Below are 21615 nucleotides of genomic sequence, written 5' to 3'. Positions count from 1 at the left end.
ATTCGACCCGCAGGTGCCCCACAAATGCCACATCACCCAAGGGCGTTGCCCCCAAAGGCTCCAGGTAAAATCAGTTGTACTGACTTATCGATCCAGCTGCGGGTTTGGGCCTCCAGGTGTGGGTCAGCTGATAGGCAATTGCCAACCATATAAACCACCCCGGCATGACCATTAAAGCAATACGGGTGTCAGGTCTTAATGCCAGCAAACAGAGAACAAAGCCCAGGAATGCCAAAGAGAACCAGGCCATCGGCACGCCGCCAGGCATCTTGTAGGCCGATTGCGCATGCAGGTCGGGCCGGCTTCTGCGATAGGCAATGTACGACGCGAGGATGGTCGACCAAGTGAAAATCACCAGGATCGCCGATACGGTAGAGACGATGGTGAACGCTGTCATGACTTCCGGAACGATGAACAGCAACAGTACACCCACCAGCATCAACAGTGTGGTGAACGCCAGGCTCAGCAGAGGCACGCTATTGCCCGACAAACGCCGAAAAATCCCTGGTGCATTGTCGTGACTGGCCAGCCCAAACAGCATGCGGCTGGATGAAAATACGCCACTGTTGGCCGATGAGGCGGCAGACGTCAGCACCACAAAGTTCACGATACCGGCGGCTGCGGGAAACCCTGCAACCAGAAACAGTTCGACGAAAGGGCTCTTGTTGGGCGAAACCTGTTGCCAGGAAGTCACTGCAATAATGCAGGCCAGTGCCAGCACATAAAACAAGATGATTCTCAGCGGAATCGAGTTGATGGCTTTAGGCAGGGTCTTCTCGGGGGAGCGGGTTTCGGCGGCTGCAGTGCCGATCAGCTCGGTGCCGGCAAAGGAAAAGATGGCCATCTGAAAACCGGCAAAGAAACCGAACAGGCCATTGGGGAAGGCTGCCTGTTTATCCAGCAGGTGGTTCAGGGATGCGGTGACGCCATTGGGCGATACAAATGAACTGGCAATCAGCACCATGCTGACGCCAATCAAGGTGACGACGGCAATGATCTTGATGATCGCGAACCAGAACTCCACCTCACCGAAAAGCCTGACGGTCAGCACGTTCAAGGCGAACAGCGTCAGTAGCATGCCAATGGCCGGTATCCAGGCGGGTACATCAGGGAACCAGTATTGAAAGAAGCCGCCGACCACTACGGAATCGCCCACCACCGCGACGCTCCAACTCAGCCAGTACGACCAGCCGAGGAAGAATGCCGCTCGCGGGCCGAGGTAGGCACCGGCAAAATCCGCGAAGCTTTTGAAGTTCAAGTTGGAGAGCAACAGTTCGCCCATGGCGCGCATGACGAAGTAGACGAACAGGCCGATGATCATATAGATGAGGATGATCGACGTACCGGAAAGGGCGATGATCTTCCCGGAGCCCATGAACAGGCCTGTGCCAATGGCGCCTCCCATGGCCATTAACTGAATGTGACGATTGCTGAGGGTGCGCTGCAGCGCGGGCTGTTCAGGCAGCCCGGACGGAGTCGTTTTCATTACAAAACCTCTTGATTTTATGTTTTTGAGTTTTGGCAGAAAGTGGGTGTCTAGCGTTCTTGTTAGAGATGCAACGGCTACTGACGGTGGTGGTTTGCGTGTGGCAGGGTTTCTCGTCCGGTCACACGGTGAGTAGCCCCTTGGCACTTTGCTCAGGAGGCCTCACCTATGGCGATCAGCTGACTGTGCGCAGGCGCGAGGGAACTGCTGGCTGCTGATCAAGCAGTTGGTAGAGGTTTTTTATGTTGGCCGGCGTCGGCACCAGATGGATGCGCTCACCAATGGCATGCTCGCGTGCCAGGTCGTGCACGTAGCGCAGTGACGAAAAGTCTTCGAGGGCAAAGCCCACGGAATCGAAAACCGTGACCTGGGCGTCGCTCTCACGGCCCGCTAATTCACCTTGAACAATCCGGAAGAATTCGACGACGGGAAAGTCGGCCTCCAGTTGTTGAATATCGCCTTCAATCCGGGTTTGAGGTTCAAACTCAACGATGACCCGGGCATTGCGCAGGATGTCGGCGTGCAGTTCGGTTTTCCCCGGGCAGTCACCGCCGACGGCATTGATATGCATGCCGGGCTCGATCATCTCGGGCGTCAGAATCGTTGCATAGGCTTTGTCTGCGGTGACCGTGGTGACGATGTGTGCACCCTTGACCGCGTCCTGTACCGAGCTGGCCAGAATCACCTCAATATCCGGGAATGCGGCTAGGTTGTGCTTCAACTTAAGTGAAGCGTCGCGATCGATATCGAAAATGCGGATTTCCTTGATGGAGAGCATTTCGTAGAAGGCGATGGCTTGAAATTCGCTCTGGGCGCCATTGCCGATGATTGCCATGATGTTTGCATCAGGGCGCGCCAGGGACTTCGCGACCAGGGCGGAGGTCGCGGCGGTGCGCACGGCGGTGGTCAACGTCAGTTCGCTGAGCAAGGTTGGATAGCCACTGTGGACATCGGCCAAGACACCGAAGGCCATGACCGTCAGCAAGTTGCTTTGACCATTGTCCGGGTGACCATTCACGTATTTGAACGAGTACTGTTGACCATCGTCGGTCGGCATCAACTCGATCACACCATCGGCCGAATGATTGGCGGTGCGCGGCGACTTATCAAACTGCGCCCAGCGTGAGTAGTCAGCTTCGATGTAAGCCGCCATTTCGCGGATTGCCCGGCGGATTCCTACCTTGGCGAACAGGCGTGCGGCATGATCGACGTCTATAAAAAGAGTCATGTTTTTATTCTCCGATTCAGTAGTTGAACGCTGCGATTCAGGGGATGACTCAGGCGCGTTTGGTCTCGTAACCATGCAGCACGTTGACCGCATTGATCCCGATTTCATCGACCATGTAGCCGCCTTCCATCACGAACAAGGTGGGGCAGCCCACGCCCGCTATCAGCTCGCCGATGCCGATAAAATCGTCGCTTTCCAGCAGGAAGTGGCTGATTGGGTCGTCCTTGAACGTGTCGACGCCGAGTGAAATAACCAGCACTTCAGGGGCGAATTGCTGAAGTTTCTTGCAGGCGTGGAGCAGGGCGTTACGGTAACTGTCCCAGGTGGTGTTCTTCGGCAATGGGTAGTTGAGGTTGTAACCTTCGCCGTGGCCGGCGCCGACTTCGTGGCTGTAGCCTGAGTAGTACGGATAGGACACCGTCGGTTCGCCGTGCAGCGAGACAAACATGACGTCACTGCGCCCGTAGAAAATGTTCTGGGTGCCGTTGCCGTGATGAAAGTCGACGTCCAGTACCGCGACACGTTTGGCGCCTTGGGTAATGGCGTGCTGTGCGGCAATGGCGGCGTTGTTGAGATAGCAATAGCCGCCCATGTATTCACGTGCTGCGTGATGGCCGGGCGGGCGGCACAGGGCAAAAGCACTGTCGTGGCCTTCATCGATCAGTGCCAGTCCGGTCAGCGCGATATCGGCGCTGGTTTTTACCGCTTGCCATGTAGTGGCGGTGATAGGGGAGCCAGCGTCCATGGCGTAGAAACCCAACTTGCCGTCGATGTAGGTCGGCACTTGCTCGTTGGCCAGATCGCGCACTGGCCACACCAGCGGCAAGGCATCGTGGGTGCGTCCGGTTGCGCTCCATTCAGACCAGGCGGATTCCAGAAAGGTTACGTAGCGCTCGCTGTGCGCGTTGACATAGCACGACCGGTCAAAGGCTCGCGGCTCGATGACCTGACCAAGCCCGACCTGCTTGACTCGATGATGGACGGTATCGGCCCGACTGGGCTGTTCGAAGGACGGCTTGAGCACGCCGTCTTTCAATTCGGTGCCGTGGTGTAAACGGTGGGAATCACTGAAAACTGTAAACATTGTGCGCATCCGTTGATGTGAACCAGTGCAAATATTTTGTTCTGGTACGGATGCGATTTCTTTGCTTTGTTTTCGGTGTTTGGTAGATATTACGGGAGGTTTTACTCAGGAATGGCGCAATGCAGAAAAAAACATCCAAGCGCATCAGTCTCGACGACACCGACCTGGCGATTCTCGCATTGCTGCAGGAGGATGCGAGTATCTCCAACGCCGAGCTCAGTGAGCGCCTGTCGTTAAGCCTGACGCCTTGCTGGCGGCGGCGTAAGAGAATGGAGGAGGCGGGCGTGATTAAGGGCTATCAGGCTAACCTTGATCGACGAATGTTGGGGCTGGACATCATGGCATTCGTGCACATCCGTTTTTCCACCCACGCCGATCACGCCCCCGACGACTTCGAGGCGGTGATCGCGCAATTGCCCGAAGTGTTGTCCTGCCACAAGATCACCGGGGATGCCGACTACGTGCTGCAAGTGTTGGCGGAGGATCTTGATAGCTACAGTGACTTTATCGAGCAGGTGCTCAGGCGCCAGGTGGGTATTGCCTCCATCCAGTCCAGCCTGGCATTACGCGAGGTCAAGACCAGTAGCCGTATTGCGATACCCAAATCGAGCAAGGACTGAAGGGCAGGGGTTGGATCACCTTTCTAAAACCTACCTTGACCGAGTTTTTTTCTCGCTGGCGAAATTGACGCCTGCCCCCGTACCAGAATGCAAAATGCAGGAGCGGGCAAGCCCGCTCTTGCATTTTGACCTGTGGCTGTCCTCGATTTTTCGAGCACTGCAAATCCCCTCTCGGCTTGACTCAGGCTGTGAAATCGCTGGCGTGCAACGCCGTGACGCCCACCAGTGCGATCTCGAACTCGGGGGCGGCGTCGGCATCGACACTGCCGTAGAGAATGCCATCGGCAAAGCGCAGTTGGCCGGTGGCGTCGGCAGGGTCGAAGGCGTTGCTGCCGATGAAGGTGAAGGCGTCGACAGCGGTGGTCATCGGGTTAGCGTCCAGTCCGGTGAAGTCCAGATGATCACCCTCGGTGCTCTTGAAGCCGTTGATCACATCGCGTAAAGCGCCGGCGCCCATGTCTGTCAGCGCATCAAACACGTAGGTATCCGCGCCAGTGCCTCCGGTGAGGTTGTCGGTGCCGGCACCGCCGATCAACCGGTCATCGCCCGAACCGCCCACCAACGTATCGTTGCCCGCACCACCGTTCAGAACGTTCGCGGCGCTGTTACCCGACAGCGTGTCGGCGTAGGCGCTTCCCGTGAGGTTTTCGAAGAGCTTCACGGTGTCGAGCCCGGAGCCCACAGTGTTTTGTTGCGCTGACGTCGAGAGGCTGACGGTAACGCCAGACGCGGCGCGTTCAAAAGAAACCGTGTCATTGCCCTCGCGTCCGTCCAGCACGTTATTGCCGGCTCCGGCGAACAGCGTGTTGTCCAACGCGTTGCCCGTGCCATTGGCGGCGCCAGGGCTATCGATATATAGATGCTCGACGTTGTTGCCGAGGGTATAGGCCGCCAGGCTGCTGTGCACGCTGTCGATCCCTCCAGCCGCCGCATTGCTGTTGGTCTCGATCACGGCGTCGTCGGCGTTGTCGACATAGTAGGTGTCGTTGCCATCGCCGCCGCTCATGCTGTCGGCCCCTGCGGCACCATTGAGCACATTATTGCCGGCATTGCCGGTGATGAAGTTGTGCTGCTCATTGCCGGTGCCGTTGATGCCCGACACGCCGGTGAGCACCAGGTTCTCGAGATTGGCGCCCAGGGTCCAGCTGACCGAGGCTTGCACCGTATCGATCTGCGAGGTCGAGGTGTTGGTTTCCATCACGCGGTCGAGCGCGTTATCGACCACATAGATGTCGTTGCCATCGCCACCGGTCATGGTGTCGGCGCCCAAGGCGCCATCCAGTGTGTCGTTGCCCGAGCTGCCCACCAGGGTATCCGCCTGGTCGGTACCGGAAATCATCTTCCGGTTGTTGTCGAAAATGTCCTGCACGCTGTTGTTGTCGTTGGGGTTGCCCTGGAAGCCAAGGTCATTGGCGATGTAGTCGGCCAGGCGCTGGCCGACGATTTCCGCCGATTCCTCATGCAGGTGCCAGACGTCGTCGGGATACGTCAGCGGATCGACTTCGTGTCGCAAGGGGAGGTCGTTGTAGTCCACCGCCAGCTTGACGTCGGCGCGCTCGGCGGCAATGGCTTCCTGGGCGGCGTGGACATAGCCAACCCCCTCGACGATGGAGGCAATCTTCTCTTCCGAATAGCCACGGGCGCGCGCCGCGTCCTGCTCGTAGTGACCGGTCTCCATCATGTACACGTCGAAGTTGCCGAACTGGGCATGCAGGTAGTCAAACACCTTTAGGGTCGCATCCTTGTAGGCCGCTGCTGCCGCTGCTTTGTCCGTGGCTTGGGCGATCTCCTGAGCGGCTTCCTCACCCTGGCCCCAAATGATGCCCATGGTGACGTTATTGATCGATTGCAGTTCGGAGCGCTGTTCGCTCAGCAGCGTCACGGCGCGCAACAGCGCAGCCCCGGGTTGGTTGGTGTCGGTCAGCCACCAGCACAACTTGAGTTCCTCGGCGCTGAGCGTCGACAGGCCGGTGACCGTGCTGCCGCCCACCGCGATGTCGATGCCGTTGCCATCGGCATCGGTGAACTGGCTGCGCACGTCATAGGGGGTGTAGCGGTCCAGGTCGTTGACCAGCATCGAGGTGCCGGACTGATTGTCGTCCTCCGTCATGCGCAGCAGGCGTGCATTGGATTGGCCGAGGGTGGGCAGGTAGAGGATGTCCTGCTGGGCGTGCTGGCCAAACACGAAGTCACTGGCGGTCAGGGTGTTGAGGTAGTTGCCGCTGAGGGCTATCTCAAAACGATTACCATCGGCATCCGCTTCGGCGGACTTGATGTAGGTCTTGTCGCCCGCCGCGTTGAGGGTGATGTACAACGTGCCATTGTGGCCATCGCCAAGGCCGACAAAGCCCAGGCCCGACACATCGATCTTGTCGACGCCCGCGGTGAAGTCATAGATCGTATCGGTGGCCGTGACACCACCCGTGTCGTAGTCGCGGTAGCTGTCGAGCAGGTTGCTATAGCGGAAGGTGTCAGCACCGTCGCCGCCATACAGCGAGTCGCGTCCGGCACCACCGTCGACGGTGTCGGCGCCAGCGCCGGCCTTGATCGTGTCGTTGCCACCGAGGCCGAGGATCAGGTCCGCACCCGCCGTGCCGTTGAGGGTTTCGGCATTGTTGGTGCCGGTGACAGTGTTGGCCACTCCCAAGGCGAAGCTATCGCTGGCCGAAGCACCGGCTGGGTCTGTGGCCTTGACCAGCACGTCGTAATTGCCGGACGCGGTGCTGGTCGGCGTGCCGGTGAAGGTCAGGTTGGTGGCATTGAAGCTCAGCCACGCGGGCAGGGCGCTGCCATCGGCCAGGGTGGCGGTGTAGCTGAGGTTGTCATTATCCGCATCGGTGAAGCTGGTGGCTGGCACCACGTAGCTGAACGGGGCGTTTTCGGTTGCGTTCTGATCCAGCAGCGGCGTGGCCAGAACCGGCGCGTGGTTGGTCGGTGACGACGTGGCGAAGACGAAGTTGGCGCTGGTCAGCTTGTCGAGGTAGTTACCGTTTAGTGCCACTTCGAAGCGGTTGCCATCGGCGTCGGCAGAAAGGGACTTGATGTAAGTCTTGGTCCCGGTACTGTTGAGCACCACGTACACGGTGTTGTTCTTGCCATCCCCCAGGCCGGTGAACCCCATGGCCGAGAGGTCGATCTTGTCGGCGGTGATATCAAAATCGGTGATCAGGTCGGCAAGGTTGGCACCACCGGTGTTGTAATTGCGATAACTGTCCAGGCGATTGGAAAACACAAAGGTGTCCGCTCCGGCGCCACCGGTGAGGGTGTCCATACCGGCACCGCCATCGAGTTTGTCGTCACCCGCACCGCCACTGAGGCTGTCGTTACCCGCCAGGCCGAGCAGGGTGTCGGCCGAATCACTGCCCAGCAGCGAGTCGTTGCCGCTGGTGCCGGTGAGCACACGATTGAAGATGAAATTGCTCGCGGTCAGAGTGCTGGCGAGGTTGCCCGAGAGTATCAATTCGAAGCGATTGCCACTGGCGTCGGCATCGTAGTCCTTGATGTAGGTGCGGTTAGTGCTGGCGCTGTAGCTGACTTGCAGGGTACTGCCATGGCCATTGCCCAGGCCGGTGAAACCGAGGCCGGCGAGGTCGATCTTGTCCTGGGTGACATCGAAGTCGGTGATGGTGTCATCGAAGCTTGCGCTTGCGTTGCGGTAACTGTCGGACTGAGTGGTGAAACGGAACGTATCGGCGCCGGTACCGCCGGTGAGTTTATCGATGCCTGCACCGCCTACCAGAATGTCGTCACCGGCCCCGCCATTGATGGTGTCGTTGCCGGCAACGCCGTAGAAAATCTCGCTGGCGGAGCTGCCCAGGAGGGTGTCGTTGCCAGCAGTGCCTTGCACCGTGATCATCGGCACCGTGTCGCTGACGTAGCTGCCGTCACCATAGACCAGCGTGGCACCGTTGCTGGTGTGGCTGATGGTGTTGCCGATGATGGCATTGCGATCGGTGCCGTCTTCATTGCGCTCCGCAACGCCGTAGGTCGACAGGTTGCTGCCGGTGATGATGTTGCTCTGGATGGTGTTATCGCTGCCGTTGAAGTACTTGCCGGAGACGCCCAGGGTGTCGTTGTAGGACTGGATGATGATCTCCGGCACGGGGTTGCCCAGGGAATTGCTGTTGAGCGTGTTGTCGATAAGCTCGACGTGGTTGCTGCCGTAGATACGGACCCCGGCGCTGGTGTTGTCGTGAATGTCGACGCCGCTGACCGTCACTTCGCTGGACATTTTGATCAGCACCCCTTCGGCGCCGTTGCCATACACCTCGCCACCGGTGATCGTGATGTTGCTGGGGGAGGGGATGTTCTCGCTGCCGCGCTGCACCACGATGCCATTGCCGCCGTTGTTGTAGGCAACGTTATTGGTGAGCGTGAAGTCGTGGGTGCTGGTAACAATGTTGAAACCGTGCCGGTCGTTGTCGTAGGCGACGTTGTTTTCGAAGGTGCTGTTGCTGAGGAAGTCAGCAACAAAGCCGTCCAGGCCGTTGCCGTGGGACACGCTGTTCTTGATGACCATGTTGACGGTCTGCTCGTGGGGGTCGAAACCATACCCGGAGCAATCCTTGATCTCGACGCTGTCGAGGGTAACGTTGGAGTCGTGGCCTGCTTGCCCGGGAATGTAGCCGTTGAACCAACCGTCGATCTTGCCCGTGGTGCTGTCACGGTTGCCGTCGATGGTGAGGTTACTGACGCCAAAATCGTGGGTTTCCTCGCCGTAGGCGGAGCGGATGACTCCCGTGATCTTGGTGTCGGAACCGTCAGCCACCTTGACGGTGGTTGCACCCATGCCGTCGCCGTACAGGTAGACGTTGCTCTTGAGCATCAGGCAACCGTCGGAAGGTTCCGCCCCTCCCGAAACGATGTAAGTTCCGGTCGGCATATACACCTGCCCCCGCCTGCGGCAGCCGCCGCATCAATTGCACGTTGTATCGCCGCTGTGTCGTCAGTGATGCCATCTCCTTTGGCGCCAAAATTTTGTACATTGAAAATCATGAGCTTATCTCCGTATCAGGCAAGAACCTCGGAAGATGCCAATATTCCATCGACAACCACCGTGTTTTGACCCAGCGGAGTGCAAAAGTTATGACCACATATCGGGGATGTGTCAAAAAACCGGACTAACTGATTAGCGGTTGGAGGGGTGTTTCAAAAAAGTAACAGTTTGTTGGCGCTTGCTCTGACAGCGCGCGATGCCGCTGTGTATCCGCAGCAGTCAGCAATGCATGTCGAAATCAGACTCGTACGTGGCGCACTCAGGCTATTTGTTTTCAAGACAAGACGCGTAAGGTGACGCGTCATTTCATGGCGGTATGTCGTCGTGATTGCCGATTTAGACGCTCAGGAGCGTTTGAGGTACGCCGCTTTCGAGTAGCGGCAACAGGAAGACCCTGACACTCAGTCAGTACGCTCTAACGTCGATCACCAGAGAACAAAAAAATAATGGATAGCCTGAATTCAAAAGATTCGAACGGTCAGTTAGCGCAGGGTTTCAAGCCGCGACACGTCACAATGCTTTCTATAGCCGGCATTATTGGCGCGGGTTTGTTTGTTGGCTCGGGCCACGCTATCGCTGCTGCCGGGCCGGCGGTTTTGCTTGCATACCTGTTCTCCGGCCTTTTGGTCGTTCTGGTTATGCGCATGCTAGGCGAGATGGCGGTTGCCAACCCGGACACCGGTTCTTTTTCAACCTACGCCGACCAAGCTATCGGACGATGGGCCGGCTTCACCATCGGTTGGCTCTACTGGTGGTTCTGGGTGCTGGTGATACCGATTGAGGCGCTGGCTGCCGGGCATGTATTGAACCAATGGTTTCCTCAGATCGATACCTGGCTGTTTGCCTTGGTGTCGATCATTTTGTTAGTCGTGACCAACCTGTTCAGTGTGTCCAAATACGGTGAATTCGAGTTTTGGTTCGCGATGGCAAAGGTCGTGGCGATCATCGGTTTTATCGGCCTTGGTTTTGCCGTGTTGATGGGCTGGATTCCCGAGCGCGAAGCCAGCGGCTTGAGTCGACTCATGGAGGAGCATGGAGGATTTGCGCCCAACGGCTTGTCAGCGGTAGTGGGGGCGTTCATCACCATCATGTTCAGTTTTATTGGCACGGAAGCAGTGACCATCGCTGCGGCCGAATCCAATAATCCGGCGCAGAACATCGCTAAAGCTACTCGCTCAGTGATCTGGCGAATCGGCGTGTTTTACCTGCTGTCCATTTTTGTGGTCCTTTCCGTTGTGCCCTGGAATGATCCGTTGTTGGCGTCGGTGGGGTCTTACCAACGGGCTCTGGAACTGATGAACATTCCCCATGCCAAGTTCATGGTCGATGTAGTAGTGCTGATCGCCGTGGCCAGCTGCATGAATTCATCGATTTATATTTCGTCGCGCATGTTGTTTTCGCTTGGCCGCAGAGGCGATGCACCGAAGCTGCTGAAAGTGACATCGTCGGCGGGCGTGCCAAGGGCTGCCGTGATCGCCAGTACGGTGCTCGGTGCCGCTGTGACGTTGTTCAGCTACTTCATGCCCGCAGGCTTGTTCCAGTTTTTGCTTGCCAGCTCTGGGGCGATTGCATTGCTGGTGTACTTGGTGATTGCGGTATCGCAGTTGCGTATGCGCAAAATATTGCGCCGTCGAAACGTTGAGCTGAGCTTCCAGATGTGGTTGTTTCCCTGGCTCACCTGGTTGGTCATCGTTTTCATCTGTGCCGCGCTGGCAGTGATGATGGTGACACCGGAACACCGCCTGGAGGTTTCTTCGACCATGGTCCTGGCGCTGGTGATTTCCTTCATCGGCCTTGTGACCGCGAGTCAGCATGGTCAGCCGGAGCGGGCGGCACCTGCAGGGAATGCATAGCAGTCAATTCAGTTAAGCCTGCTTGTGATCTTTATCGGTGCGGCAGCATTGGCAGGGCGGCTAACGCCGCCCAAGCCATTTTAGGTGCTTGCGTTAACCCGCGATCTTTATTGCAAGCTCAGCAACGTGTTTACCCTGGAAACGCGCGATATCCAGTTCATTTTGTGACGGTTGCCGTTTACCGTCGGCGCCTGCCAGGGTGGTCGCGCCATAGGGCGTACCGCCGGTGATCTCGCTCATGTTGGTCAGCCCCGCGCAGGTGTAAGGCACACCCACGATGACCATCCCTTGATGCAAGAGTGTGCTGTGGAACGAGGTGATCGTGGTTTCCTGGCCACCGTGCTGGGTGCCGGTCGATGCAAAGACACTGCCGATTTTCCCGACCAGCGCGCCGCTCATCCACAGTCCGCCGGTCTGGTCGAGAAACGTGCGCATCTGTCCCGCCATATTGCCGAAGCGCGTCGGTGTACCAAAGATGATTGCATCGTAATTGCCCAGCTCGTCAGGTGTCGCCACCGGTGCCTTCTGGTCAAGTTTGACGCCGATGGCTGCTGCCTGTTCGGCCGGGATGGTTTCAGCGACACGCTTGAGCGTCACGTCTGCGCCGGGTACGGATCGTGCGCCTTCGGCCACTGCGCCGGCCATCGTTTCGAGGTGACCGTACATTGAGTAATAGAGAACCAGTACCTTCGCCATGATTTTTCTCCTGGATTAAGCGCCATTCGATGGATTAGGAAGATCTTGGGTTACACCACTGCCAACGAACTGCAGCGGCAGGCGTAGCACTCGGTCACGAACAAAACGGCGGCTCACACCCACCCGACTGCTGGGACTTTGACGGCATGCGGATTAACACTAGCAGCTCCGTATGCTGCCTGCCGGGCAGTCAGGGAAGCTATTCGATTGATGGCAGATGGCAGCACGTGTAGCGGGGAAGGGCGCGCAGCTAAGAGGGTATCTGTTATCGGTAATTTACTTCACTCAATGCTCATCGCCATGTGAATGGATGGTCAGGGCACCCGGTACCCAGCCATTAAAAAAAGCCCCCCTTACTCCCGGATATCATGATTTTTCACAAGCATGAGCTTTCCATATAGTCCTCCCAAGCCCACTTGGAACACGGCTGTGTTTCCCTTGATGCGAGAGAACTTTATGGAAAATAAGAAACGCGCCGTCCAGGCTTCAGAGATTGGGATGGGGACTCGAGTCGTATGGGGAGGAGAGCAGGTTCAACATCCCTACAATTCCACGCAGACACCCATCGTGGTCAGTGCTGCCTATGGCTATGACGATATCGATAAATGGTATGACGTGGCATTGGGAAAAGAGCCAGGCTTCATTTACAGCCGGATGAGCAATCCCACTGTCTGCGTCTTGGAAGATAAACTCTGTGAGCTCGAAAACGCAGAGTCGGCTGTAGCTTTCAGTACCGGAATGGCTGCTATCAGCGGTGTACTACACACCTTCCTGTCCTATGGGCAGCGTGTGATATCTACACGTGACAGCTACGGTGGTACGAACAAGATTTTTGAGGAGTTCCTTCCACGTATGGGTGTGGAGGTAACCCTTTGCGATACGCTCGACACTGTGGCACTTGAGCTGGAGATCGCTAAAGGCTGCAGCGTCCTGTACCTGGAAACACCCACGAACCCAACGCTGAAAATCGTTGATATCCGGCGCCTTGTGGCAGCGGCGAAGCGAGTGGGCGCTTTGGTTGTTGCGGACAATACATTCGCGACGCCACTGAATCAGAATCCTCTCGCTTTAGGCGTTGATGTGGTTGTGCACAGCGCGACCAAATTCCTGTCCGGTCATGGTGATGTCCTCGGTGGTGTGGTCTGCGGCGCCGAGCATTTGATGTCTCAAGTTCGCCATTACCGCGAAATCAATGGTGCCTCGCTGGATCCTTTTTCGGCGTATCTAATCATCCGAGGCATCAAGACTCTGGCTCTGCGTCTTCGCCAGCAACAGGCGAGCGCGATGCTTTTGGCCGAGTACCTCTGTACCGAACCGCTGGTTGAGTCGGTGAACTATCCGGGGTTGCCTCAACATCCAGGTCATGACATCGCTCGTTCGCAAATGAACGGATTCGGCGCCATCGTCAGCTTCGTGCTGAAAGGAGGCATGGACACAGTGACTCGTTTGCTACCGCTGCTCAGATACGCGCATCGGGCGGGTAATTTGGGCGCTGTCGAGACCATCTATGGGCCGGCTCGGACGACCAGTCACGTGGAAAATACCTTGGAAGAACGTCAGGCACTTGGAATCTCCGAAGGTTTGGTTCGAATATCCGTAGGTATTGAAGATTCAGCAGATTTATTGGCTGACCTAAAACAAGCTTTCGCTTTAGTGCGAGGTAAACATGGTGATACGAGCTTTAACGCTGATAGTGCCCAACGTTTCATTGAGGTAGAAACCTGAATACGGGCAGGACGCTCGAGATTCATCTTAAGCCCTTCATGAAGAATGAAAATAATAAAATCCAGCGACGACAAATTTGTACTGCCCAACAGCCAGTTATAAGGCGTTTGTCCGAACATTTCATGAGAATAAAACTATGTCCACGCATATTGAAGATCATCAGTCCGACCCAAACTCGCGTTTCAAAAAGGAAATGCAAACACGCCACATCGTTATGTTGGCACTGGGCGGTGTGATCGGTACGGGGTTATTCCTTACCTCCGGTTACACGGTTAATCAGGCAGGGCCGCTCGGTGCAGTGATTGCTTACATCATCGGTGCAGTGATGGTGTATTTAGTCATGGTCTGTCTCGGTGAGTTGGCTGTACAGATGCCAGAAACCGGATCTTTCAGTAGTTACGCAACGCGATACCTGGGCCCAGGCACAGGCTATACAGTGGCCTGGCTTTACTGGCTCACTTGGGCAGTAGCTATCGGTTCAGAGTTCACAGCTGCGGGCATACTGATGGTTCGGTGGTTTCCTGATACACCGGTCTGGATTTGGAGCGCGCTGTTTGCCATCGCCGTTTTCTTAAGCAATGTTGTTTCTGTTCGGTGGTTTGCGGAGACTGAATTTTGGCTTTCGCTGATTAAGGTGCTGACCGTTATCACATTCATTGCGATTGGCGGAGCGGCAATTTTCGGTCTTATTCAAGTACAGAGTTTGCAGGGGCGGGACTTTCCAACTTCACACGTGAGGGGCTTTTCCCCACCGGACTTCTACCCATTGCAATGACCCTCCTGGCTGTTTCATTCGCATTTTCCGGAACTGAGCTGATCGGGATTGCGGCAGGTGAAGCGCAAGATCCACAAACTAGCGTGCCCAAGGCAATCCGCACGACAGTGGTACGTTTGGCGCTGTTCTTCGTGGGGACCATTTTCGTCCTTGCGACGTTACTGCCACGAGAACAAGCGGGGCTCGTAGAAAGTCCGTTCGTGATGGTATTTGAGCTGATTGGCATCCCATACTCTGCCGACATTATGAACTTCGTCATTCTCACGGCACTGATTTCCGCCGCTAACTCGGGGCTGTATGCAGCATCGCGCATGCTGTGGACATTGAGCGATCAAGGACATATGCCTAAGCGCTACGCCAGGCTCTCCAGTCGTGGCACACCGGTGAACGCCATCGTGCTTAGTATGGCGGGCGCAGTGGCTTCTCTGCTCAGCAGTGTGTTTGCCCCTGATACGGTTTACTTGGCCTTGGTGTCCATTTCCGGTCTGGCGGTCGTAGTCGTGTGGATGAGCATTGCTGCCAGCCAGATCGCGTTCCGTCGTCAATACGTTGCTAATGGCGGACGAGTTGAAGACCTGCATTTCCGTGTACGCGGCTATCCATGGGTGCCTATCGGTGCACTGTTGTGTTGTCTGCTGGCCTGTGTGGGTATCGCTTTTGATCCTGAGCAGCGAGTGGCGCTTTACTTCGGCCTGCCCTTTATCGCGTGGTGTTACTTCGTTTACTGGATCACTCGAAACAAGAGAGCAGAGCGGTTGGCCTTAGCCGCAGCAGTTCATTCCTCTGGCACCGCGTGAGTTTTTCAGGCAATGATCGAGCATAGATAAAGCCCTGATGAGGTTGCGCCGATGAGTCAAAAGTCACTACCACCCTTGAACTGGTTGAGGGCATTCGAAGTATCGGCGCGTTGTTTAAACTTTACCCACGCGGCGCAAGAACTCCATTTGACTCAAGGGGCTGTGAGTCAGCAGATCCGTCAGTTAGAAAGTCACCTCGGTGTGGCGCTGTTCAAGCGCTTACCTCGAGGACTTGGCTTGACCGAGGAAGGGCAGTCGTATCTGCCTGTCGTACAAGACGCGATCAGTCGCCTTGCAGTCGGCACAAACGAGATTTTCGGCCAGCGCAATCGAAGACATTTGAAGGTGCGTGGCAGCCTTTCCTTTCTTCACTATTGGTTGGCCCCCCGACTCGCAGATTTTTGTCGGGAGTATCCCCAGATTGATATTCGATACATCAGCAATATTTGGGTGAAAGAACCGGACGGCGAGGATGACCTGGAGATTCGCTGGGGATGCGGTGAGTGGTCGGGCTTGCGCGCTCAGCGATTGACTTGGGACATCCTTCAGCCTGTTTGCTCCCCAACGCTCATGGCCAGCTCACCCATACATGAGCCTCGCGATTTGATGAACCATTCACTCCTTCATGTGTTGGGGTACGAAGAAGGTTGGGGTTACTGGTTGAAGCGAGTTGGAGCAGACGACGTCGACTACTCCCGTGGCCTTCAGTTTGACACGCTGATTTCCACGATCCGCATGGCCGAATTGGGGCAGGGCGTTGCGCTGGCACGGTCTTCCGTGGTCGAGGATTTGCTTAAGAACGGGCAATTGGTTGCGCCATTCAATCACCGAATCGAGGCAAGCGAATCCTTTTATCTGGTGCACGAACAGAGCGAAGTGCTCTCGCCTGATGCCGCACATTTTTCTACCTGGCTGGTGGCTCAAGCCCATCGCCTTTTGTAAAACTGATTTGGAGTTGCCATGGATTATGTAAGCACTCGCGGCGGCGACATGCGTGCTGATTTTCGCAGTGTGGTTCTGTCTGGGCTCGCCGAAAATGGTGGTCTCTATGTCCCAGCCAGTTTGCCTGTCTTCACCGAGAAACAAATTGCCAGCTGGTCGTGGCTGCCGTTTGATGAGTTGGTTTGGCGAGTGATTTCGCCTTTTGTTGGCTCCTCCATAGACGAAAGCACCCTGCGTGCCTTGCTCAGTGACAGCTATCAACAATTCAAGCACCGCGCTATTACGCCGCTTGAGCAAATCGGGCACAACGAGTGGATACTCCAGCTGTTTCATGGCCCGACCGGTTCTTCCAAGGATTTCGCCGCGCAATTGCAGTCGCGCCTGGTTGAGCATTTTCTGGAAGAGGTCGGTAGGGAAGCGTTGGTAGTCGGTGCAACTAACGGTGATACCGGCGTCGCGGCGCTTGAAGCCTTTGCTAACTGCCCGGCCGCCCGCATGGCGATACTGTATCCGCGCGACGGGCTTGCGCCTGAGCAACTCAGTGCCTTGCAGGCAGCCGACCCGCAGCGGGTTCAGCTGTTTCCGGTTGACGGTCATTTCGATGATTGCCAGACGCTGGTCTCCCGGCTCTTGCGTGAGTGGCCGTTGGATGGAGTGTTGCCGGTCTGTTTCAACTCGACCAATTGGATCGGCGTCCTGGCCCAGATCGTTTTTTACTTCCACGCGGCCTTGCAACTGGGCGGTGGCTCACGTCCCGTTGGTTTTAGCGTTCCAGCTGCCAGCTCGGCCGAAATCTACGCTGGTTACATTGCGCAGAAAATGGGATTACCGATCAATCAGGTGATCATTTCCACCAACAGCAATGATGCCCTGCACCAGTTTTTTCATTGCAATCGCTACTCCACCCGGATGACTAATCGAACCGTGTCGCCGGCGATGGACTTCTCGTTGTTTTCCAACCTGGAGCGGTTTATCTGGGAGGTTTACGAACACGATGGCTGCTCAACAAAAGCACTGATGGAGCATTTTGAAAGTTGCGGAGAAATGAGCATCGGCAACCAGCAATGGCTACGTGCTCGAGTACTCTTCGATTCCTATGCCGTACACGAATCCCAGGTGCGCGATGAAGTAGTCGAACTGTTCCGAGAGACAGGCTCGGCCATCGATCCTCACACCGCTGTCGGTGTACTGGCCGGCAGGCTTCATCGACGCAGCCTGGGTGCGCCGATGGTCACCTTCGGGCAAATTGCGCCGGCCAAGTCAGCGGCGCTGTTGGCCGAACTGGGCGTCTGGCAAGCAAGCGTTCCGAGCACTGTCGAGGTGCGCGCGCAACCACCGTACCTGGCCAAGGGCGATCTTGACGGTCTGTGCCAGGCTCTTCGTCTGGCGCAGCAGAGGTCTGCATGAAGCGCATTCTAGATCCGTTGGACGAACGCATACTGGCCGAACTTACCGCCAATGCGCGAATAGCCCATATCGAACTGGGTGCCAAGATCAACTTGTCACGCAATGCGGTGCGCCAGCGCATCGAGCGTCTTGAGCGCGACGGTGCGATCCAGGGCTATACGATACTTCTCGGCGAGTCCCGGCGGCCTACGTCGCTTATCAGCGCGGTGATCTTTGTCTATCGCTACGACCGCATGCGTGGCGAAGAAGTACTGACTGCGCTGCGCTCCATTCCCGAAGTGGTGCAATGTGAAGTACTCAGTGGTGAGTTCGATTTAATGCTGCGTGTGAATGCCGCCACACCTGAACGCGTCCATCTCGTGTGGAAGGAAATCGCGGCCATGCCGGGGGTGGAAAACACCGTGACATCGTTCGTCCTTTCTGCGGTGTTTTGACAACATCGTGCGTGGGCAAAACGCTCAACTAATACAGCACTCTGCCATATTCAACTGCCAAAGCCCGGCTCTTAGGATGTTCCTATCGAACAACATCAATATAGGAACAGCGCTTATGACTGAGTACAAAATTGCCTTGGTAGGGTTTGGTGGCGTGAACCGTGGCTTCGCCCAATTGGTCGCCGATCGTAATGCCGAGTGGAAAGAGGCCCTGGGCTTCACCATTAAAATTGTCGGGGTCACCGATCTGTTCCTCGGCTCAATCGTTGCCAAAGACGGTCTGGATGCAAAGCAGTTGGTGGCGCTGCCGGTTGAGAAGGGCGCATTCGCTCAACTGCCCGGCGGCAATGCCGAGGCCTTCAACGAAACCGTGATCAAGCATTCCGGTGCAGACATCATCGCTGAAGCCACTTTCACCAATCCGGTGGATGGCGAGCCCGCCACTACCTTTTGCCGCTGGGCCTTGGAAAGCGGCATTCATGTAGTGACCACCAATAAGGGACCTATTGCGCTGCACGGTGCCGAGCTCAAGGCGTTGGCCCGTCGCAACCAGGTCGCCTTCGAATACGAGGGAGCGGTGATGAGTGGCACCCCCGTGATTCGTCTGGCCAGGCAGGCTCTGGCGGGTGCCAACGTGCAAGGCTTCGAAGGCATCCTGAACGGCACTTCCAACTACGTGCTCACCCGGATGAAAGACGGCCTGGCGTTCAACGATGCCGTCGTACAAGCGCAACAACTCGGCTACGCCGAAGCAGATCCAACCGCCGATGTGGAAGGGTTTGACGTACGCCTCAAGGTAGTGATCCTGGCCAACGAACTGCTCAACGCACGACTGAATGTCAGCGATGTAGCGTGCTCGGGTATCAGCAATATCAGCGCGCAAGATATTGCCCAGGCAAGTGCCAATGGCGCGAGCTGGAAGCTGATTGGCTCAGCCGATCGTGAAGCAGATGGCTCGGTTCGAGCGAGTGTGGAAGCTCGGTTACTGTCGAACTCACATCCTCTTGCCGGAATCAGCGGTGCTACGAATGCAGTGTCATTCAAGACCGAACTGCTGGGAGCTATTACGGTTTCCGGGCCTGGGGCAGGGCGCATCGAGACGGCCTTCGCATTGCTGTCGGACATCGTCGCCATCCACACCGCCCACGGCAAATAACAGGAGATAGTCATGAGCGTATCCAGCATGGCCAGTATCCAGCTTGTTGAAGCCAAACAGATTGATGTGTTCAGTCCATTCGATGGTCGCCTGGTGGGAAGCGTCCCTTGCCTCGATGCAACCGCAGTTCCTGGCTTGCTGGAACGCGCGCGAATCGGCGTGCGCGAGAGTGCGGCAATGCCTCGTCACCTTCGTGCACGCATCCTTGAGGAGGCGGCCCGGCGTGTAGAGCTTGAGGCTGAAGCGTTTGCCAAACTCATTGTTGCAGAGGCGGGGAAGACGCTGCGACAAGCAGAGAAGGAAGTGAAGCGTTGTGTGAATACGCTGAAGCTATCGGCGGAAGAGGCTCGTCGTAACGCCGGGGAAGTGATTCCATTTGAGGCATATGAAGGCTCCGAATCGCGCCAGGGCTGGTTCACTCGGGAACCGTTGGGGCTTATCGTCGCGATCACTCCCTACAACGATCCACTGAACCTGGTCGCCCATAAACTTGGCCCGGCCATCGCCGGTGGTAATGCTGTGATCCTGAAGCCCTCAGAGCTCGCACCGTTGTCTGCTCTCAAGCTGGTTGAGTGCCTGGTGGAAGCGGGTCTGCCTCCGTCTGTGGTAACCCCGGCGACCGGAGGCGTCGATCTGGGTAAAGCATTGGTGGAGGTTCGCGAAGTTCGGATGATTTCCTTTACGGGCGGTTTTGCCACGGGTGAGGCCATTGCTCGTAGTGCAGGGTTGAAGAAGCTAGCGATGGATCTGGGAGGAAATGCCCCGGTTCTCGTGCTTGAAGATTGCGATATCGAACCGACTGTTGAGTCCTGCGTGTCTGGCGCCTTTTGGGCAGCAGGGCAGAATTGCATCGGTACTCAACGCATCCTTGTACATCGTTCAATTTATGAGGACTTCCGTGAGCGTTTTGTCAGCCAAACGCGTGCCTTGGTAGTGGGGGATCCTGACCAGCGAGCAACGGATGTAGGCCCGATGATTACGGAACAGGCGGCCCGTCGTACCGAACAATTGGTAAATGAAGCACTGGCCGAGGGGGCCGTTCTTCTGTGTGGGCACCATCGTGAAGTGGGAAGCTATGCGCCGACCGTGCTGGAGCGTGTAAGCCATAACAGTCGGATCTGGCAGCAGGAAGTCTTCGCGCCGGTTGTCATCCTGGAGCCTTTTGACCACCTGGATGATGCTGTTGCTCTGGCCAACGCTGCGGAGTACAGCTTGCATGCGGGACTCTTCACACGTGATCTTTCCAAGGCCTTGAAATTGGCTCGGCAAATTCAAGCCGGTGGCGTGATGATCAATGACTCTTCCGATTATCGTTTTGATGCCATGCCTTTCGGTGGCTTCAAGTACGGAAGTCTGGGGCGAGAAGGTGTCCGGTTTGCCTATGAGGACATGACACAGCCCAAAGTGGTCTGCATCAATGAAATGGGTTGAGCCATCAAAGTAGCTAATTACCGTCGACCGTTACATCGGGTGAAGTTGCTCGTCCAGTGACACCCGATGTTTTTTCTCAATGCTCATGGGCATGTGAATGGATGGTCAGGGCCCCCGGTACCTTGGTGCGTTCGAGCCCCCCATGTTCCAGCCACCGGAGGGTCTGCTCATAGGCACGCTGCAGCAAAGACTCGGTCTGGTCGAAGTTGAACACCGAGACATCCACAGGACACAAGGGCGGGACGATGTGCAGGCTGGTAAGCGTGCGGAAGTGTTCGATGTCGCTCACCAGTTGGCGCATGCTCATCAGATTGACGGTGTGCAGGGCCAAGGCGACCAGGCCTCGGGGCGGTTGTGTCAGGGCGCAACTCACCCCGGTGGGGATGACCACGACGTTGGTGGCTCCCAAGGCTACGGCAGTCGAAATAGGTGTATTGCTTGCCACGCCGCCGTCAACCAGGAACCGATCGGCGATTTGTACGCAGGGGAACACCAACGGGATGGCAGCGCTGGCCAGTAACGCCTGCTCAAGTTCGCCACTGGACAGCACCGTCTCGGCACCACTGAGCAGGTCGGTGGTGACAATGTGTAGGGGCAGCGCCGCATCCTCAATGCGATGAATGGGCAGTGCCTGACCCAGCAATCGGTGCAAGGCCGCCGGCTGCAACAGAAAACCACGCCGTTTGAGCAGTCCTCTACAGGTATCGAGCCAGGAGAGGGGAAAGATGTCCGTTTTACTCAGCCCGCGCCAGAACCCGGCGAGCGCCTCGACGCCATCGGAATCGGGCCTTGCGGCAAAGTAGGCACCATTGATTGCGCCTACCGAAGCGCCAACCACCATGTCGAATCGAACATTGACCTCGACCAAGGCCCGCAACATCCCCACCTGGACCGCACCCAAGCTGCCGCCGCCAGCGAATACGATTGCGGTTTTGGTCGCCATGGTCGAAGTCTCGGTGCGGAAATGTATCGAATGAGTGTAGCT

Annotated in this window: 13 protein-coding genes and 2 pseudogenes; 9 read left to right on the top strand and 6 right to left on the bottom strand. The window is 56.8% G+C overall.

Features of this window, described 5'->3' with window-relative positions:
- Positions 1-70: 70 nt before the first annotated feature.
- The 3 genes from LOY36_RS14180 to LOY36_RS14170 all read right to left on the bottom strand — a co-directional run bounded on the left by LOY36_RS14180 (position 71) and on the right by LOY36_RS14170 (position 3798).
- Complete coding sequence (locus LOY36_RS14180) at positions 71-1486, bottom strand: amino acid permease (RefSeq protein WP_258674099.1); 1416 nt, start codon at positions 1484-1486, stop codon at positions 71-73.
- Positions 1487-1661: 175 nt separating this feature from the next.
- Entirely contained in the window at positions 1662-2714 is a 1053-nt protein-coding gene (locus LOY36_RS14175; RefSeq protein ID WP_258674182.1) for an ornithine cyclodeaminase, read from the bottom strand.
- A gap of 49 nt (positions 2715-2763) precedes the next feature.
- Complete coding sequence (locus tag LOY36_RS14170; RefSeq protein ID WP_258674098.1) at positions 2764-3798, bottom strand: histone deacetylase family protein; 1035 nt, start codon at positions 3796-3798, stop codon at positions 2764-2766.
- Between the two features lie 119 nt (positions 3799-3917).
- Between LOY36_RS14170 and LOY36_RS14165 the strand changes: the two genes are divergently transcribed.
- Positions 3918-4418, top strand: a complete 501-nt coding sequence (locus tag LOY36_RS14165) for an Lrp/AsnC family transcriptional regulator (RefSeq protein WP_018925946.1) — start codon at positions 3918-3920, stop codon at positions 4416-4418.
- A gap of 181 nt (positions 4419-4599) precedes the next feature.
- Here the strand turns inward: LOY36_RS14165 and LOY36_RS14160 are convergent.
- Positions 4600-9413: pseudogene (locus LOY36_RS14160) on the bottom strand (M10 family metallopeptidase C-terminal domain-containing protein).
- A gap of 447 nt (positions 9414-9860) precedes the next feature.
- Here LOY36_RS14160 and gabP point away from each other — a divergent pair.
- Positions 9861-11267: a GABA permease gene (gene gabP / locus LOY36_RS14155; RefSeq protein WP_258674097.1), complete on the top strand. Its 1407-nt coding sequence runs from the start codon at positions 9861-9863 to the stop codon at positions 11265-11267.
- A 93-nt stretch (positions 11268-11360) separates the two neighbouring features.
- On the opposite strand, the gene wrbA is transcribed toward gabP, so the two are convergent.
- Positions 11361-11963: an NAD(P)H:quinone oxidoreductase gene (gene wrbA / locus LOY36_RS14150; protein WP_007938311.1), complete on the bottom strand. Its 603-nt coding sequence runs from the start codon at positions 11961-11963 to the stop codon at positions 11361-11363.
- Between the two features lie 456 nt (positions 11964-12419).
- On the opposite strand from wrbA, the gene LOY36_RS14145 reads away from it, so the two are divergent.
- The 7 genes and pseudogenes from LOY36_RS14145 (at position 12420) to LOY36_RS14115 (ending at position 20630) form a co-directional block, all read left to right on the top strand.
- Positions 12420-13688, top strand: a complete 1269-nt coding sequence (locus LOY36_RS14145) for a cystathionine gamma-synthase family protein (RefSeq protein ID WP_258674096.1) — start codon at positions 12420-12422, stop codon at positions 13686-13688.
- Between the two features lie 136 nt (positions 13689-13824).
- Positions 13825-15260 (top strand): annotated as a pseudogene (locus LOY36_RS14140) (amino acid permease).
- Between the two features lie 51 nt (positions 15261-15311).
- On the top strand, positions 15312-16202 hold the full coding sequence (locus LOY36_RS14135; protein WP_258674095.1) for a LysR substrate-binding domain-containing protein: 891 nt from the start codon (positions 15312-15314) through the stop codon (positions 16200-16202).
- 18 nt (positions 16203-16220) lie between these two features.
- On the top strand, positions 16221-17609 hold the full coding sequence (gene thrC / locus LOY36_RS14130; protein WP_258674094.1) for a threonine synthase: 1389 nt from the start codon (positions 16221-16223) through the stop codon (positions 17607-17609).
- Entirely contained in the window at positions 17606-18043 is a 438-nt protein-coding gene (locus LOY36_RS14125; RefSeq protein WP_019649830.1) for an Lrp/AsnC family transcriptional regulator, read from the top strand. The genes thrC and LOY36_RS14125 overlap by 4 nt, the downstream gene beginning before the upstream one ends.
- A gap of 115 nt (positions 18044-18158) precedes the next feature.
- Positions 18159-19199, top strand: coding sequence for a homoserine dehydrogenase (locus LOY36_RS14120; RefSeq protein ID WP_258674181.1), 1041 nt, complete (start codon positions 18159-18161; stop codon positions 19197-19199).
- A gap of 12 nt (positions 19200-19211) precedes the next feature.
- On the top strand, positions 19212-20630 hold the full coding sequence (locus LOY36_RS14115) for an aldehyde dehydrogenase family protein (protein ID WP_258674093.1): 1419 nt from the start codon (positions 19212-19214) through the stop codon (positions 20628-20630).
- Between the two features lie 76 nt (positions 20631-20706).
- Here LOY36_RS14115 and LOY36_RS14110 read toward each other — a convergent pair whose 3' ends face one another.
- Positions 20707-21573, bottom strand: coding sequence for a patatin-like phospholipase family protein (locus LOY36_RS14110; protein ID WP_258674092.1), 867 nt, complete (start codon positions 21571-21573; stop codon positions 20707-20709).
- Between the last annotated feature and the right edge of the window lie 42 nt (positions 21574-21615).

This window comes from Pseudomonas sp. B21-019, from assembly GCF_024749225.1.
Classification (GTDB): domain Bacteria; phylum Pseudomonadota; class Gammaproteobacteria; order Pseudomonadales; family Pseudomonadaceae; genus Aquipseudomonas.
This window is presented reverse-complemented; position numbering and strand designations above follow the sequence as displayed.